The following is a 16,404-nucleotide window of genomic DNA, read 5'->3' on the forward strand; positions in this document are numbered from 1 at the left end:
GTCGCCGCTGCTGACGTCGTCTCGTATCGCGCTTTAGAGAGATCCCGTCCCCGCGTATGAATCATTTCTGGAACATCACCCTGTTCAACGGCTTTACCGTTCACCTCAACACGCTGATTATGACGTGGGCGGCGATGGGCCTACTGCTGGCGCTGGCTTGGCTCGCCACGCGCGAATTGCGCGTTTCGCCCTCTTTGCGCCAAACCGTGGGCGAAGGGTTTTATGATTTCTGCCGCAGCATCACGATGGCCACCGCCGGACCGCGCGGCGACGGCTACCTGTTTTTTATCGGCTCGCTGTTTCTGTTCATCCTCACCGCGAACCTCATGGGCCAACTGCCCCTGCGCCTGGCGGATCCGCTGCTGCCCCATGGCAGCCTGATTGCGGCTACCGGCGATATCAACACGACCACGGCGCTCGCGCTGCTGTCGCTGGCAATGTATATAGGCGTCGCCATCAAGCGGACAGGCCTGAAGGGCTTTATCAAGCATCATTTCCAGCCGCACTGGGCGTTTTTTCCGCTGAATCTGCTGGAACATATTACGCGGCCCGGTTCGCTGCTAATCCGGTTGTACTTCAATATCCTGGTCGGCGAGATTCTCTCGCATCTGGCCCTGACAATCGCCCCGCTGATGGTCCCTGCCGCCGTCATTGGGCTGGAACTGTTTGTCGCCGTGGTGCAGGCGTATATTTTCGCCATTCTCAGCGCGGTGTATATCGCCTTGATGAGCGAAACGCATGACGATCACGCGCATTCAGAACCACACGCTGCCCAGACGCCCGCTGCGCTGAGCGAAACGCCATCCGTCCGCGCCGCCTGAGGCGCAGGTCCCCGTATATCCCCGTTCCCATTTAGAGACAGGAGATTCACCCGATTATGGAATCGATCGCGCAACCCGATATGCTTAAAGCCTTTGCCATGCTGGGCGTTCCCTTTGCCGTCGGACTGGCGGGCATTGGCCCGGGCATCGGCATCGGCATCATGACCGGCCATTACTTTGACAGCGTCGCGCGGCAGCCGGAAGTTCAAGGCAATATCACGCCCCAGTACTTTATTACGCTGGGCGTCGTGGAACTGCTGGGCCTTTTCGGCTTTGTGTCGTTCTTCCTCGTCTTCAGCAAGTACGTCGGATTTTAGGACGCGCTTGCGACCATGCAGTTCGACGGCACCCTGATTCTGGTTTTGCTGAGCTTTGTCGGCTTTATGCTGGCGATGCGGACGATTTATTTCGAGCCCATTCGCCGTATCAAAGCTGAACGCGAGGCGCTCTTGCGCCACGAGCAGCAGGAGGCAGCTGCGTTTGCCGCTCAGTGCGAACGTTTGCAAGCGGAACTTGAAGCCCGCCTGCGTCAGGCGCGTCAGGAGGCGCAGCAGCGCATTCAGGCCAAGCGCCAATCGGCCAAGGACAGCGCCCGGGGCATGATGGCCTCGGCGCGCGAATCCGCTCGCCAGACGCTTGACGCCCAGCTTGAAGAATTATCACGCTGGCAAGCCCAAACGTACGAGGAGCTGGGCGTAGAACGTCGTCATCTGGCGACGTTGGCGCTGGAGCGTATTACCCGCCGACCGGCGGTTGCGGCGGCTTCTTCGTAACGTCGACCGCCCCGCTTTTCTCTGGAGCCCTTCATGTCGTTTCCTTCCCTGTTTCCCTTTCACCCCGTTCTGCTGACGGCGAGCGCCTCCGCAGAAGGCGATGGCTCGCTGCTGTCATGGCTGTTGTCCAGCAACGTCTTTAATATTGCGCTGGTCGCCGTTTTATTGGGCTTTTTGATCAAGCGGCTGAACCTTTTTAAGGGGTTCGCAGACAAGCAGCGGGCGGTTGCGCAAGAGATTGAATCGGCTCAACGCCGAAAACAGGAAGCGCTCAGCGCGCTGGAGCAGATTCAGGGCCGGATGCAGACGATTCAGGGCGACATTGACGCTATTCTGTCGCAGGCGCAATCGGCGGCCGAAACCCTTTCAACCCAAATGCTGACGGATGCGCAGGCGGAAGCGCAGAAGATCGTCGACGCGGCGCGCGCGCGCATTGAAGTTGAACAGAAAACCGCTGCCAAAATGCTGGAAACCCGTCTGCTGAAAGAAGCGCTCAGCGATACGCGCCAGGAACTCAAGCGTTTACCGCAAGATGCGCAGCAACGCGCAATTGATGACTTTATCGACGCGCTGCCCACAGCGCGCGCGCAAGGCCAGCTCGAACAGGAGGCCCGCTGATGACGGTTCTGGCTGACGATCTGGCGCTCGCCCAGCGATACGCCCGGCCCCTATTTGATCAGGCGAAGCAGAGCGAGGCTCCTGACGCCACGCTGGATCAGACGCTGGCGGATTTACGCCTGCTCAGCGAGCTGGGAACCCAATTGCCAGAACTCGCCGCCTTCCTGTCGCATCCTACGACGGCGATTGAACGCAAGCGCGCGTTGATGGAAGCGGACGTGGCGCCGCATCTGTCGCCTTTAGGCGCGAATCTGGCCCGCCTGTTGCTTGAAAACGGTCGGATGGCGCTATTGCCCGCCATTAAGCAGGCGCTTTCGGACCTCATCGCCCAAGCGCGTCGTGAAGGCGAAGCCTGGGTCACAACCGCCGTTGCGCTCAGTGACGCGCAACGCGAGCGGCTGGCGGAGGCGGTCTGTCGCCGCTGGGGATTCCAGCGCGCGATTCTCCACGAACGTCTGGATCCGGCCCTGTTAGGCGGCGTGGTCGTTCGCGTAGGCGACTCAGTGGTCGACGGCAGCTTTGAAGAGCGCCTCATGCAACTGGAGAAAGCCTCTGGTTAACCCGACTTCTCTCTCATCGCTCTCCCGGTTATGATTTTTCCGTTTTTTGATGATTCTTCCGGTATTTCCCCTCGTATTTCCCTTCGGCAAATAAAAGGAATCCCCACCGATGGCCACCTTGCGCGCAGATGAAATCAGTTCCATTCTCAAAGCCAAACTGGCCGGGTTTGAAAGCGAACTGTCGGTCAGCAACGTCGGCAGCGTAATGGAAGTCGGCGACGGGATCGTCCGCATCCACGGCCTGCGCGGCGCGATGGCAGGCGAACTGATTGCCTTCGAGGACGGCCATCAGACGATGGGCATGGTGCTGAACCTCGAAGAAAACAACGTCGGCGCCGTTGTATTAGGCGAATTCACCCACGTGCAGGAAGGTCAGCTCGTTCGCGCCACCGGCCGGATCGCATCAACGCCCGTCGGCGACGCCTTAATGGGCCGCGTCCTTGACCCGCTTGGCCGTCCGCTCGACAACAAAGGGCCGATCGAAGCGCAGGGTTATGCGCCCATCGAGCAAAAAGCGCCCGGCATTATCGCCCGCAAGTCGGTGCATCAGCCGCTGCAAACCGGCATTACCGCCATTGATTCGATGACGCCCATCGGTCGCGGCCAGCGCGAGCTGATTATCGGCGATCGCCAGACGGGTAAAACCGCCATTGCCCTGGATACCATCCTGAACCAGAAGGGACAGGACGTCATCTGCATTTATTGCGCTATTGGGCAAAAATCCAGCTCGGTCGCGCAAACCGTCAAAACGCTTGAAGATTACGGCGCGATGGCGTATACGATTATCGTCGCGGCCAGCGCGATTGATCCGGCGCCGCTGCAGTATCTGGCGCCGTTTTCCGCCGTTGCGATGGGCGAGCATTTTATGCGTCAGGGCAAGCACGTGCTGTGCGTGTACGACGATTTAACCAAGCACGCATGGGCCTATCGCGCCACCAGCCTGCTGCTGCGGCGTCCGCCGGGCCGCGAAGCCTATCCGGGCGACGTGTTTTATCTGCACTCACGCTTGCTGGAGCGCGCCGCCAAGCTCAGTGACGAGTTAGGCGCTGGCAGCCTTACGGCGCTTCCGATTATTGAGACGCAGGCGGGCGACGTGTCGGCGTATATTCCCACCAACGTGATTTCCATCACCGACGGCCAGATCTTTCTGGAAACCGATCTGTTTAATGCGGGCGTGCGCCCGGCAATTAACGTCGGGATTTCGGTATCGCGGGTCGGCGGCGCCGCGCAGACCAAGGCCATTAAATCGGTTGCCGGCAAGCTCCGGCTGGATTTGGCCCAATATCGCGAACTGGAAGCCTTCGCGCAATTCGCCAGCGATCTGGATAAGGCCACGCAACAACAATTGCGGCGCGGCTCCAAGCTGGTTGAAATCCTGAAACAGCCACAATATTCGCCATTGTCGGTCGCCCTGCAGTACACGCTGCTGTTTGCCGGCAATCAGGGCGTGCTGGACGAGCTGGACAAAGCCCAGATTGCGCAATTCAAGGAGCAATGGGGGCTGTATTTCTCAGCGAATCTGGCGTCACTGGAAGCCTCGCTGAACAAAGGCGAAAAACCGGACGCCGAAGGCGAGAAGCAACTGCTGGCGGAATTAGTCAAATTCAGAGACAGCGCCTTTACGCCGGGAGCCTAAGCGCAATGCCAAACCTCAAGGATATCCGCCGACGCATTAAAAGCGTCCGCAACACGCAGAAAATCACGCAGGCGATGCGCATGGTAGCGGCGGCCAAGGTCAAACGCGCCGAAGCCCGCCTGAAAGCTGCACGCCCCTTTGGCGAATATCTCGAAAGCGTCTTCGCCAGCGTGTATCAGGAGGCTTCGCGCAACCGGCGTTCACTGGAAGGCACGCGGTATCTTGAATTGTTTAATCCACGCCCGCCGCAAAAGGTCGGGGTGGTCGTTATCAGTTCAGATCGCGGCTTATGCGGCGCGTTTAACGCGACGATTATCCGCCAGGCCTTCAAGTTGGAGCGGTCTATCCGCGAGCGCGGTCTGTCGCCCTCGTTTTATCTGGTCGGACGCAAGGCGGCGACTGCCTTCCAACGCTATAGCGACGCGCCTGCGCTGGGACGTATGGTGGATATGACGGCCACGCCGTCTTCTCATGACGCCGATGTGATTGCAGAGACCCTCACCCAGGCGTTTTTGAGCGGCGAAATTGACAGCATCGCCATCCTGTCGACGCACTTTAAGTCTATGATTTCGTATCGGGCGATGATGACCCCGGTCCTCCCGCTTCAAGGCAGCATCACGCAGCTTTCGTCTGACATTGCGCTGGATGCGATTGGCGATCGCGTCAACCCGATGTTCTCGCCCGGCAAGGCGCACCCGCAACTCGAACTGGAGCCCACGCCTGCCTTGGCGCTGGAGCGGCTCACGCCGCTGTACCTGTCTAATATCCTGTATATTCGGCTGCTGGAATCTGCGGCCAGCGAACTGGCGGCGCGTATGACGGCCATGGCGAGCGCTACCAGCAATGCGGCGGATATCATCCAGAAGCTGACGCTGCAATATAACAAGGCGCGGCAAGCGGCCATTACGCAAGAAATTCTCGAAGTCGTCAGCGGGGCGCAGGCCTTGGCGTAACGGGCGCTTGAAGCTGACGCGGCGTCGCGCTATTCTGTGAGAAATCCCATTTTCAACACGATTCACCGCCCGCGAGGCTTTTGAAGTGACGTCTTTTTCCCCTGCGTCCTCTGCCCTGCCCCAGCGTCCTGACGGCGCTCCTGTCGCCCGCCTGCCGTTTGTGAAGATGCACGGCCTGGGCAATGATTTTGTCATGCTGCGAGCCGACGCCCTGCCCCCGCAGACAGATCTGGCGACGCTGGCCCAGACGCTATGCGATCGGCATTTCGGCATTGGCGCTGACGGCCTGATTATCGCGGGTCCGCCGAGTGACGCGGCGCGCGCCGACGCCCGCTTTACGTATTACAACGGCGACGGCAGCCGCGCCGAGATGTGCGGCAACGGCATCCGCTGCTTTGCGCGCTTTGTACGGGCGCAGGGGCTTGTTTCGAGCGATATCATGCGCGTGGAAACCGACGCGGGCGTCTTAACGCCGCAGCTCAACGCCGACGGCAGCGTGACAGTGGATATGGGCGCGCCGCGATTGAGGGCGCAAGACATCCCCTTTGCCGGCGAGCATCAGGCGCCGGACGCACCCGTGCGCAATTATCCGCTGAGCGCGCTGGGACGCTCGTTTGGGGTATCGCTGGTGAGTATGGGAAATCCGCATTGCGTGATTCTGCAAGACTCGCTCAGCTCGCCGCTGGATCCAGCCGTCTTTGGCCCGGCGATCGAAACCCATCCGGGTTTTCCTCATAAAACCAACGTGGAATTTGTTGATATTCTGGATCGCCAGACCGTACGCGCCATTGTCTGGGAACGCGGCTGTGGCTTCACGCTGGCTTGCGGCACCGGCGCATGCGCCATTGCTGTTGTCTGCGCATTAGAGGATCGGACAGATGCCGAAACGACGGTGCTGTTGCCCGGCGGCGCGCTGCGCATTCAGTGGGACAAAACCGACCCGGCCTCGCGCGTCCTGATGACCGGCCCCGCCGAAACGACATTTGAAGGGAGCATTGATTGGCCGCTGCGCGTCGCGTCGCCGGAACGAACGTCGACGCCCGGCGTCATGGCTTCGTAAAGCCCGTCCGAAAGGCCTCTTTGCAATTGGGGCGAACCTCTCTATAATGGGCCCACTGCTTTTTCGTTTATCGTATTGATGATTTAGGCGACCCTGCGTTCTATGAAACCGATGATTTCGCGCCTTGCGTTTTCGCTGATTGTATCAGCCTTCTTTGCGCTTAGCCCGATGGCTCTGTGCTGGGCGACCGATTTACCGCCTACGGTGCTGTCGTATTTAAGAAAGCGCGATCCGGCCGTCAAGATTCGCTTTGACGGCATGGTGACGCTGAGCAATCATGACGTATATTTGCCCGTTTTCCCGCAGGATCCGTCGCACCCGCCCAATCCGTCGCAAGTCCTGCGTGAATATCCACAACAGGCGAAATCGCCGGATTTGATTCAATTTGATAATCACTTCTTTTTGATTCGGCTGGTCAATACGAGTTCTGGAAAGCTGGCGCTGGCGCGTATGGACGCCTATCCCATCGAACTGAAGGAAGGTCTGTTGCCGCAGGATTTATTGCTGCCGCCCAATTTATTTCTTCCAAACGAATTAAAAGTCATTCTAGGGGATTTGCCCTATAATCCGATTGAAACCGTGATGGGCGATAATTCCGCCGCGTCGCTCGCCTCCAGCAATTTTACCAACGCCGCCCGCACGGCCGTTAAAAAAACATTGTACGTAGCCGATCTCGATCGTCAGGCGCTCGCCGTGATCGAGCCGACCACCGGCCAGAAGCGCGAAAATATTGATTTAAACTGCGTCGCCTCTAACGTGCTGGCCTCGCCGGACGGTCACTCGGTTTTTGTGAGCTGTCTGACGACAGACGAAGTCGTGGTCGTGGACACGCGATCCAGTCTGGTGCGCACGCGCATTCTGGTCGGGGCGAAACCCACGGGCCTGTTGTATCTACCGGCGTCAAAAGCAGGCGGACGCGAGACGCTGGCGGTGAGTCACCGGTTTTCGAATTTTCTGACGCTGGTTCCTGCCGATGAGCTGGTGAGCGGCGCTCAGGCGCAGTTACCCGGCAACGGAGGTCCCATGGCGGCTCTTCCTGCGCTGAATCTGCTCTATGTCGCCGATTACACCGAAAATAAGATTTACGAACTGGATTTCGCCACCCGCAAAGTGCTGCGGACGCTTAACGGCCTGCGCAATATGTCGGCCCTGTGGATTGACGATCGTACGCCGGGCGCGGCCACGATTTGGGCGATTAGCCGCACTGAAGACAAGATTCAGGCGCTGGATCTGCGCAGCGGCGAAATTGTCGCCAGTCTGGCCGTCGGTAAAAAGCCGGTAGGCATGGTCTCCTGCGGCGGAAAACTCTACGTCGTCTCGGCTGGCGGCGATTTGGTGGACGTGATTGATTTGACCACGCGCGCCGCCCTGCATCCCATTACCTTGCCCGATGGCAGTTTCCCCACTGGCATTGTGGCGTCAGAATCTGACTTGAGAGCGTATCTTTCTGCCGCCGGAAGCGATCAGTTATTTGTGCTGGATTTAAATGCGCAGCAACTCGAAAAAACCGTATCGCTCAATACGCGCGGCGCCGGCATCGCCATGGTCGGCGCGACGCCCGATGCGACGGCGGCCTCGTTCCCCATTAAAACCACCACCCCGCTCAAACAAACGCCGTAACGGCGCCATACGACTGGGTCTGCTCAGGAGGTCTTTGCGATGACGTCATGTTTTACCCCCCGTCTCGGGGCGCCTTCGCGGTTGTTGCTTCAGGCGCTCGTGATCACGGCGATGCTGGGCCCAGTCTGTCCCGGCGCGTCACCGCCTGCATGGGGGCAATTGGGCGATTACGCCTATTATTACGCTCAAGGGAACAGCTTTTTTGAAAAAGGCGAACTCACAAAAGCGATTGAGATGTATGAAAAGGCTATCACGCTTGCCGAAGGCCCCAGCATCCCCATCGCCTACAATAACCTAGCGGCGATTTATATGCGTCGGGGCAATTATTTTATTGGCGTCAAACAATTGGAAAATGCGCTGTCGGATTTTCGGCGCGCGTATTATTTATTAGAACCCGCCTGGCCGGATGGCATGGAGCGTTCTGAAAAGCAGGACGCCAACCGCAAGATTTCACGCGAGAACCTTAAAATCGGTTACGGCAATCTACAAATCAGCCTAAACGATGCGTCTGCGCACCGTGAGCTCGCCAAAAAACTGCGATTTTCCGGGAAATTCCAGGAAGCCGTTGTCGAGTACGCCCGCGTACTGGAATTAAGCCCCTCCGACGCCGATTCCGCCAAGGCGATGGGTGATTTATTTAACGTGTTAGGCGTCGCCGAGAAATCCAAGAAATATTACGCGATCGCCGTTAAAAATGGCGCAGGCGGGCAAGACGGCGATTTACTGACGCGCCTGGCGGACGCCCAAAGCAAGAGCGGCGAAACAGACGCAGCGGTTCAAAGTCTTAACAAGGCGCTCGAAGCCGATCCCAATAATCAGACTGCCCTGCGTCAGCTTGAAGATATCTGGATGCGCGAATTAAAGTACAATCCAAAAAGCGTCCTGGCGCACGCCAATCTGGCAGGAGTGTTCCAAAAACGCAAACTTTATGATCAGGCGCTTAAAGCCTATAACAATGCAGAACTATACGCCAGTCAGGATCCGGCGACGACGCTGGACGTCAAAAAATTAATCCGCCTGAATATGGGGACGCTATATCAGGAAATGCGCGATTTCCCGATGGCGGAAAAGGCCTATACGACCGTCCTTCAAATTGAGCCGGGCAACCGTCTGGCGAATTATTATCTGGCCGCCATGTACCGTGATTCCGGGCGCGTGGATCAGGCCATGGGTCAATACCGTCGTCTCCTGGCGGCAGACCCGGACAATACTGACGCGATGAAAGATCTGCTGGAATTAATTCGTCGCCAGCCGCCCGAGAAGGCTGCGCCTCAGTTGCAAGCCTATGCCGATCAGTTTGCGGGCAACGCCTTAGCGCAATCGCGCGTGGGCGAGGAATTCCACGCCATGAAAAATTATGAGTCCGCCGCCGCCTATTATCAGCGCGCGCTCGCTATTAATCCGGAGTTGGCCTCGGCAAACGCCAATTTAGGCGTCTTATTACAGTCTCAAGGCAAGCTCGACGAAGCGCTCCCTTACCTGCAGAAGGCCGCGCGACTGGATCCGCAGAATCAGACAGTAACAGGCCTGCTCAAAGACGCCCAATCGGCTGCGGGCCAGGACGCGCTCTCCAAAGCCGGGGATTTACTTCACGCCGGCCGCTATGAAGACGCTGCCGGCGCGTACCAGCGCGCGCTACAAACAGCCGGAGCGGACACCCCTGAGGCCCGGGCCTCTTACGGCATTGCGCTTCAGAATTTGCAGCGCCTGCCCGAGGCGATTGCTCAGTACCAGAAAGCAATCGCTGCCGCGCCTGACAAAGGGGATTTTCGCTATTATCTGGCCACCGCCTATCATCAGTCCGGCGACTTAACCAAGGCCGCCGCAGAGTATCGTCGGGCGCTTGCGGCCCCCTCGCTCGACGACGCGCTCAAACCCCAGGCGCAGCAGGCGCTGGACGGCTTAACCCAAGCGCACGCGGCCGATACGCTTAATAAGGCGGTCGATGCCTACAACCGAAAAGCTTACGCCCAAGCCTTAACACTGGTCGAGCAAGCCTTGCGGGAGTCTCCGCGCAACGCGACGGCGCTCTACTACCGGGCGATGATATATAGCGATCAGGGCAAGCTGCCGCAGGCCATCAGTGGCTATCAGGACACCCTGCGCGCAGACCCAGGCTTCAAGGACGCTTATTTTGGCCTGGCGGTTGCATTAGAGAAGAAGTCGGATCGCGCAGGCGCGCGCGGAGCTTTTCAGAAGTTCGTGGAATTATCGGCAGGTCAGCCCGACGACGACTTCACCCGTTATGCGCGCGAGCGCCTGAAAGCCTTATAGCGCACCGAAAGCCGTCCATGCCCGCGCGCATTGACAAGCCGCCCCCTGATTGTGCTATCGTGGTTGCACATCCTGTTTTTACCCCCGTTAATCCCAACTCCCTAATAGCTGAAACAGACGATGGGCCTGTAGCTCAGTTGGCTAGAGCGCACCCCTGATAACGTAGAGCCCATGAGCTTGAGTCAGGAAAGAGAGACTAGGCCAAAAGCAGTCCCATTCAGGATCTCGAATCTCCGGTTCTCTTATGATACAACATGGATTCTCCGATGTAAAAAAACCGATGACTCACTTTTTACTCAGTTTTCCTCGCTCCAAAATGGCTGAAACGCACGATGGGCCTGTAGCTCAGTTGGCTAGAGCGCACCCCTGATAAGGGTGAGGTCCGGTGTTCGAGTCACCGCAGGCCCACCATCCACGCCACTTTCAGCCGATCCAAGCCAGAAACGAGAGAAAAATCCCGACAAAAATGACTCAGTTTTACAATCAAAAAACCTCTAGAAGCTCCTCCTTGAGGGGCTTTTCACGTTTTTACGGATTACTCAGTTTTCACAACCCAACTGAGTCATAAGGGTGAGGCCATGAACACCGATAGCCGAATCACAGACTGCGAGGCGCTTAAGGCGGAAATCGACAGCTATCGTCCGTTGGATGAATACACCCTCAACCAGCTCAAGGCCTACTACCGGGTAGGGTTGACGTATGCCAGCAACGCCCTGGAAGGCAACACCCTGACCGAGACTGAAACCAAGGTGGTACTGGAGGACGGCATTACCATTGGCGGTAAGCCCATGAAGGATCACCTGGAAGCCATTGGTCACGCCAAAGCGTATGACCTACTGTATGACCTGATTCAAAATCCGAGCGTGACCGAGGCCGATTTACTGGCCCTTCATCGTTTGGTCGTGGAAGGCATTGACGGCACCAAACCAGGGCAATATCGAAGCAAGCCCGTCATCATTACCGGAACCGCCTACGTCCCCCCTCAACCTGCCGACGTTCCAGGACAGATGCAGACATTCATTGAGGACAAGCTTCCCAACTGGATCAAGGCCGAACATCCCATTCATACGGCGGCGCTGGCCCACCTGGAATTGGTGACCATCCACCCGTTTCTGGATGGCAATGGCCGGACGGCCCGGCTGCTCATGAATCTTCTGTTGCTGAAGACAGGCTACCCCATCACGATTATCCCGCCGGTGTTGCGGTCGGATTACATGGCTTGCCTACGGTCATTTCAGGAAAGCCAGGACAACACGCCGTTTCTGAACTTCATTTCCAACGTGGTAGTTGAGTCGTCCAAGGATATGCTCCGGCTACTCAAGCACCTCCAACCCCGTTAAACGTCCATCCAGCGGTCATGTTTGGGCTTGTCGCCAAAGACGTTGCTCATGAAGTTTTCCAAGGCTTCCTTGAGACGACGTTCCTTTTCATCGCTCATCGCCTTGTCCACATCGCGGGCCATCGCTTCCACCCAGTACCCGACGGCGATTGCCAAGGCGTCCAGACGGTCATCCTGGGCCAAGGCTCCCCGTTCTCGGGTAATACGGCTCATCTGGTAGAAAAGCTGGTACTTCAACGCCTGCTCTGGCGGTAGGTGCTGGGTCGATTTGTAGTCCCGGTCAATGAGCTTTCGATTCACAATCAAGCGGTGCTGGTTCATCACGGGTTCGAGGGTATCAATAATCCGCTTCTCTTTCTGGATACTGTGCTTCACCTCCTCGGTGGTCACCGGGTAAATGCGGGTTAGGAAAGGCTTGAGGAGTTGCTCGAACATCCCATCCCCGTGGTCAACCCCCAAAATATGATCCAGTTGTAAGTCAGTGGTTTGGTGTTGATGGGGTTCAGTATTCAGGCGCATGGAGCGGAGCGGAATGGGACTGAATACTGAAGTCGCGCAGCCGGAGCTGGTGGCTTGTATCCCAGTGAGCTGTGCGGCCTGACGTGATTGTAATGCTCACGCCAGTCTTCAATAACCGTCTGTGCTTCTTTGAGCGTATAGAACAACTCCCCATTCAGCAATTCATCGCGTAACCTTCCATTAAAGCTCTCGTTGTAACCGTTTTCCCAAGGGCTGCCCGGCTCAATGTAGGCCGTCTTTACCCGCAGTTGATACAGCCACTCCTTGAGTGTGGCAGCGGTAAATTCGCTGCCGTTGTCTGAACGGATATAATCCGGCAATCCTTCTCTCAGAAACAAGTCACTCAGAACATCCAGCACATCATCACTGTTCAGACGATAATCCACACGGATGGCAAGGCATTTGCGGGTAAACTCGTCAATCACGGTGAGCATCCGTATCTTCTTGCCACAGGCCAGCCGGTCTGCCACAAAGTCATAGCTCCACACATGGCCCGGCCAGCAGGGACGAAGCCGAATGCAGGAGCCATCATTCAAATACAGACGGCTCCGCTTCTTCTGGCGTTTAGGAACCTTCAGACCTTCCTCGCGCCAAATACGTTCCACTCGCTTGTGGTTAACCCGCCAGCCCTCAGCACGAAGCAAGGCGGTGATGCGCTTGTAACCGTAGCGACCATACCGACGGGCCAAACGGATAATATCACCCCGAAGCGCCTCTTCATCATCGGGCTTTCGTTTGAGATAGCGCTGAACGGAACGGCAAACGCCGAGCGCATGACACGCCCGGCGCTCCGATATACCATAGCGTTGCTGGCTTTTTACCACACAACGACGCTTCCGCTCAGCGCTTAAAAGTTTCCCGCTGCCGCGTCCCTGAGGATCTGCTTGTCCAGAGTTAAATCGGCTACCACACGCTTTAACCGCGCATTCTCAGCCTCCAGCTCTTTAAGCCGCTTTGCCTGAGAGATACCCATGCCCCCATACTCCTTGCGCCATTTGTAATAGGTCGCATCCGAAACACCCAGCTCCCGGCATATCTCTTCTACCGTCTTCCCCTGACCCGATAATACCTCCGCCTGGCGCAGCTTGCGAATAATCTGCTCCGGCCTGTGACGCAGTTTGCTCATATCTCCCTCCTATTTGTCGGTCTCTTCTTTTTACCTCAACTACGAGATAATTTCTGGACCGAATTATAGGGGGCGGGTCACCTTTTCGTTTCACCCATGTATAGAGGTTGACAGTCTTTTCCGGGGCTTCATCGGTCTTACCCAAAACGAGTTGACGAATCTTCTCCGGTAATGCCGCCGGGGCAACGGTTTCATGAATCACGATTTCCAGTACATGACCCATCGGGTCGCGCACGACCACGTAACGGTCCAAGTGGAAGACCCGCATCCCGTCGGGCTGGGACATATCCATCAGGACATTCCCGGCCACAAGCAAGTGCTTCAGGATTTCAAAGACGGCCACGCGATCCGCTGAGACCTCAATCTCGGTCATCACGGCCTGTTCGACTCGGGAGAGCGCCGTCTCCAGTTCGGTTTTCAATCCGGGATCCGTCTGACCCTGGATAAACTCGTCCACCCGTAGCCGAAAGAAGGGACTGTTTGGCGGCAACAAAGCCAACAATAGTTTGGAAGCTAAATTGTTGACCCCTCTGGCTCCTACTCCTTGATAGGGTGTTTCCAGCTTCGTTGTGGAATTATGTCCGTTGGGTGGGAGCAGGCTAGGGATGGTATATTTCGAGGCTTCCCGCGCCCGGTCCAGGTAGACAAAGCGGCGGGTTTCCAGCTCCCGATACCGAGCTTCGGCGGTTCCGACCACAGCGCTATCCATACTAATTGGGCACGTTCAGCCCCGAGCCTGGACCCGGAATCAATAAATCAATCCGAAGAGACCGGGTGCCACTCCGACGAGCGGACGCCAAATTGCTATCCGTCTTCCTTTTACGGGCTTGTTCATCTTCTTGAGATAAAGGCGCGGTCGGTGTGGGCTCTGGAGGGGGCGGGACCGGCGGGAGCGGTGTGGGTTGTACGGCAGGAATCTTTGGCATTTTAGGTTTGGATCCGCACATCTACACATTCTCCAAAAGGTTTTCTTGCTGACGTTTTGATTGTTCGATGAGAAAGCGCACGACCCGACGCTCTCCGACGGTGACCCGCCCCCTATAATTCGGTCCAGAAATTATCTCGTAGTTGAGGTAAAAAGAAGAGACCGACAAATAGGAGGGAGATATGAGCAAACTGCGTCACAGGCCGGAGCAGATTATTCGCAAGCTGCGCCAGGCGGAGGTATTATCGGGTCAGGGGAAGACGGTAGAAGAGATATGCCGGGAGCTGGGTGTTTCGGATGCGACCTATTACAAATGGCGCAAGGAGTATGGGGGCATGGGTATCTCTCAGGCAAAGCGGCTTAAAGAGCTGGAGGCTGAGAATGCGCGGTTAAAGCGTGTGGTAGCCGATTTAACTCTGGACAAGCAGATCCTCAGGGACGCGGCAGCGGGAAACTTTTAAGCGCTGAGCGGAAGCGTCGTTGTGTGGTAAAAAGCCAGCAACGCTATGGTATATCGGAGCGCCGGGCGTGTCATGCGCTCGGCGTTTGCCGTTCCGTTCAGCGCTATCTCAAACGAAAGCCCGATGATGAAGAGGCGCTTCGGGGTGATATTATCCGTTTGGCCCGTCGGTATGGTCGCTACGGTTACAAGCGCATCACCGCCTTGCTTCGTGCTGAGGGCTGGCGGGTTAACCACAAGCGAGTGGAACGTATTTGGCGCGAGGAAGGTCTGAAGGTTCCTAAACGCCAGAAGAAGCGGAGCCGTCTGTATTTGAATGATGGCTCCTGCATTCGGCTTCGTCCCTGCTGGCCGGGCCATGTGTGGAGCTATGACTTTGTGGCAGACCGGCTGGCCTGTGGCAAGAAGATACGGATGCTCACCGTGATTGACGAGTTTACCCGCAAATGCCTTGCCATCCGTGTGGATTATCGTCTGAACAGTGATGATGTGCTGGATGTTCTGAGTGACTTGTTTCTGAGAGAAGGATTGCCGGATTATATCCGTTCAGACAACGGCAGCGAATTTACCGCTGCCACACTCAAGGAGTGGCTGTATCAACTGCGGGTAAAGACGGCCTACATTGAGCCGGGCAGCCCTTGGGAAAACGGTTACAACGAGAGCTTTAATGGAAGGTTACGCGATGAATTGCTGAATGGGGAGTTGTTCTATACGCTCAAAGAAGCACAGACGGTTATTGAAGACTGGCGTGAGCATTACAATCACGTCAGGCCGCACAGCTCACTGGGATACAAGCCACCAGCTCCGGCTGCGCGACTTCAGTATTCAGTCCCATTCCGCTCCGCTCCATGCGCCTGAATACTGAACCCCATCAACACCAAACCACTGACTTACAACTGGATCATATTTTGGGGGTTGACCAAACCTTAACATATTAACCTTTGAGATTGCCTAGCTTTAATTCGGGATGCCGGTAGACCCAGGGATAGAGGGGTTGATCCTTCTTACACCAGAATCCAAGACATTGGCTCTTTGCTTGTTCCTCTTCAGTTTCAAACTCAAATGAATACTTCAGATACGCATAAGAATAGCCATTAGCCACGAGGGCTTGGTTAATATCCTTATCTTCAGCGTAAATATACCCAAGCAACCTTTTGTATTTGTCTCGGCCCGTTATCTGTACGAAAATTTGTTTTTCATTTAGCTGGTCTTGTAGATAGGTAGTGGCTCTTTGTCCCCAGACTCCTTGAGATTCTTCAGGGGCATCAATCCCTTCCAATCTCAATTTTTCCCGTTTGCCATGATATATGAGTTCTATAGTATCTCCATCGACAACCCTCAGTAGGGTAACCGACTCTCTTGGCAGTCCCTGAGCATAACAAAATGATGCCATAGCCAAGTAGAGGGCTATGACCAGCCCCTTTAGTTTCCTCATTTATATTCTCCTAGTTAGACTTTACTTTTCCTAAAACCTTGTTTTTGTGCCTCTTGTTCACTTTTAAAGCATCGCCGATTGTCTTTGCCTTTATTCCTAACCAACATCCGATCATAGTATTTCTGCCCTGGCGCGTGATAAATCATCGAAGCTGTATTACCGACTACGGGGCAGTCATTTGGACTGTAGTCCTTGGCAAAAGCCACGCCCGAAAAGAGTAAAGACATTGTTACCAGCGTAGAGATTAAAAGTTGCATCTGCGATTACCTTTACGAGATAATATAC

General features: G+C 56.3%; 15 protein-coding genes, 1 tRNA gene and 1 pseudogene. 13 read left to right on the forward strand and 4 right to left on the reverse strand.

Translation table 11 applies throughout. The features are described from left to right. Window positions 1–56: 56 nt before the first annotated feature. The 12 genes from atpB to IPK79_12950 all read left to right on the forward strand — a co-directional run bounded on the left by atpB (window position 57) and on the right by IPK79_12950 (window position 11,655). The gene (gene atpB / locus IPK79_12895; GenBank protein ID MBK8191334.1) at window positions 57–821 is read left to right on the forward strand and encodes a F0F1 ATP synthase subunit A; all 765 of its coding nucleotides are present in this window, start codon (window positions 57–59) and stop codon (window positions 819–821) included. 98 nt (window positions 822–919) lie between these two features. After that, a complete protein-coding gene (gene atpE / locus IPK79_12900) occupies window positions 920–1,138 on the forward strand; it encodes an ATP synthase F0 subunit C (protein ID MBK8191335.1) in 219 nt (72 codons plus the stop codon). Window positions 1,139–1,153: 15 nt separating this feature from the next. Then, the gene (locus IPK79_12905) at window positions 1,154–1,594 is read left to right on the forward strand and encodes a hypothetical protein (protein MBK8191336.1); all 441 of its coding nucleotides are present in this window, start codon (window positions 1,154–1,156) and stop codon (window positions 1,592–1,594) included. 33 nt (window positions 1,595–1,627) lie between these two features. Next, entirely contained in the window at window positions 1,628–2,212 is a 585-nt protein-coding gene (locus IPK79_12910; protein MBK8191337.1) for an ATP synthase F0 subunit B, read from the forward strand. Further along, on the forward strand, window positions 2,212–2,772 hold the full coding sequence (gene atpH / locus IPK79_12915; protein ID MBK8191338.1) for an ATP synthase F1 subunit delta: 561 nt from the start codon (window positions 2,212–2,214) through the stop codon (window positions 2,770–2,772). Before IPK79_12910 ends, atpH begins: the two co-directional genes overlap by 1 nt. Before the next feature lie 109 nt (window positions 2,773–2,881). Further along, window positions 2,882–4,408 (forward strand): F0F1 ATP synthase subunit alpha, encoded by a 1,527-nt coding sequence (locus IPK79_12920; protein MBK8191339.1) that lies wholly within the window; start codon window positions 2,882–2,884, stop codon window positions 4,406–4,408. Window positions 4,409–4,413: 5 nt separating this feature from the next. Continuing rightward, complete coding sequence (gene atpG, locus IPK79_12925; protein MBK8191340.1) at window positions 4,414–5,361, forward strand: ATP synthase F1 subunit gamma; 948 nt, start codon at window positions 4,414–4,416, stop codon at window positions 5,359–5,361. 151 nt (window positions 5,362–5,512) lie between these two features. Continuing rightward, entirely contained in the window at window positions 5,513–6,421 is a 909-nt protein-coding gene (locus IPK79_12930; GenBank protein MBK8191341.1) for a diaminopimelate epimerase, read from the forward strand. Between the two features lie 102 nt (window positions 6,422–6,523). After that, a complete protein-coding gene (locus tag IPK79_12935) occupies window positions 6,524–8,041 on the forward strand; it encodes a YncE family protein (protein MBK8191342.1) in 1,518 nt (505 codons plus the stop codon). 39 nt (window positions 8,042–8,080) lie between these two features. Next, window positions 8,081–10,315, forward strand: a complete 2,235-nt coding sequence (locus tag IPK79_12940) for a tetratricopeptide repeat protein (protein ID MBK8191343.1) — start codon at window positions 8,081–8,083, stop codon at window positions 10,313–10,315. A 334-nt stretch (window positions 10,316–10,649) separates the two neighbouring features. After that, window positions 10,650–10,726 (forward strand) — tRNA-Ile (locus tag IPK79_12945). Window positions 10,727–10,893: 167 nt separating this feature from the next. Then, window positions 10,894–11,655, forward strand: a complete 762-nt coding sequence (locus IPK79_12950) for a Fic family protein (protein ID MBK8191344.1) — start codon at window positions 10,894–10,896, stop codon at window positions 11,653–11,655. Here the strand turns inward: IPK79_12950 and IPK79_12955 are convergent. The 3 genes and pseudogenes from IPK79_12955 to IPK79_12965 all read right to left on the reverse strand — a co-directional run bounded on the left by IPK79_12955 (window position 11,652) and on the right by IPK79_12965 (window position 14,008). After that, window positions 11,652–12,089 carry a hypothetical protein gene (locus IPK79_12955; protein MBK8191345.1) on the reverse strand — a complete coding sequence of 146 codons (438 nt, stop codon included), beginning with the start codon at window positions 12,087–12,089 and terminating at the stop codon, window positions 11,652–11,654. The two genes, IPK79_12950 and IPK79_12955, sit on opposite strands and share 4 nt — an antisense overlap. A gap of 74 nt (window positions 12,090–12,163) precedes the next feature. Next, window positions 12,164–13,299, reverse strand: a protein-coding gene (locus IPK79_12960) for an IS3 family transposase (GenBank protein ID MBK8191346.1) whose coding sequence is annotated in 2 segments (ribosomal slippage) — window positions 12,164–13,035 and window positions 13,035–13,299 — 1,137 coding nt in all. Because the reading frame shifts where the segments join, the coding sequence is not laid out codon by codon here. A 76-nt stretch (window positions 13,300–13,375) separates the two neighbouring features. Beyond that, a pseudogene (locus IPK79_12965) lies at window positions 13,376–14,008 on the reverse strand (phage tail protein). A gap of 398 nt (window positions 14,009–14,406) precedes the next feature. On the opposite strand from IPK79_12965, the gene IPK79_12970 reads away from it, so the two are divergent. Then, a protein-coding gene (locus IPK79_12970) for an IS3 family transposase (protein MBK8191347.1) occupies window positions 14,407–15,542 on the forward strand; the annotation gives its coding sequence in 2 pieces (ribosomal slippage) (window positions 14,407–14,671 and window positions 14,671–15,542; 1,137 coding nt in all). 76 nt (window positions 15,543–15,618) lie between these two features. Here IPK79_12970 and IPK79_12975 read toward each other — a convergent pair. Then, a complete protein-coding gene (locus IPK79_12975; protein MBK8191348.1) occupies window positions 15,619–16,119 on the reverse strand; it encodes a thermonuclease family protein in 501 nt (166 codons plus the stop codon). Window positions 16,120–16,404: the final 285 nt, after the last annotated feature.

It is taken from the genome of Vampirovibrionales bacterium (genome assembly GCA_016712355.1).
GTDB lineage: Bacteria > Cyanobacteriota > Vampirovibrionia > Vampirovibrionales > Vampirovibrionaceae > JADJRF01.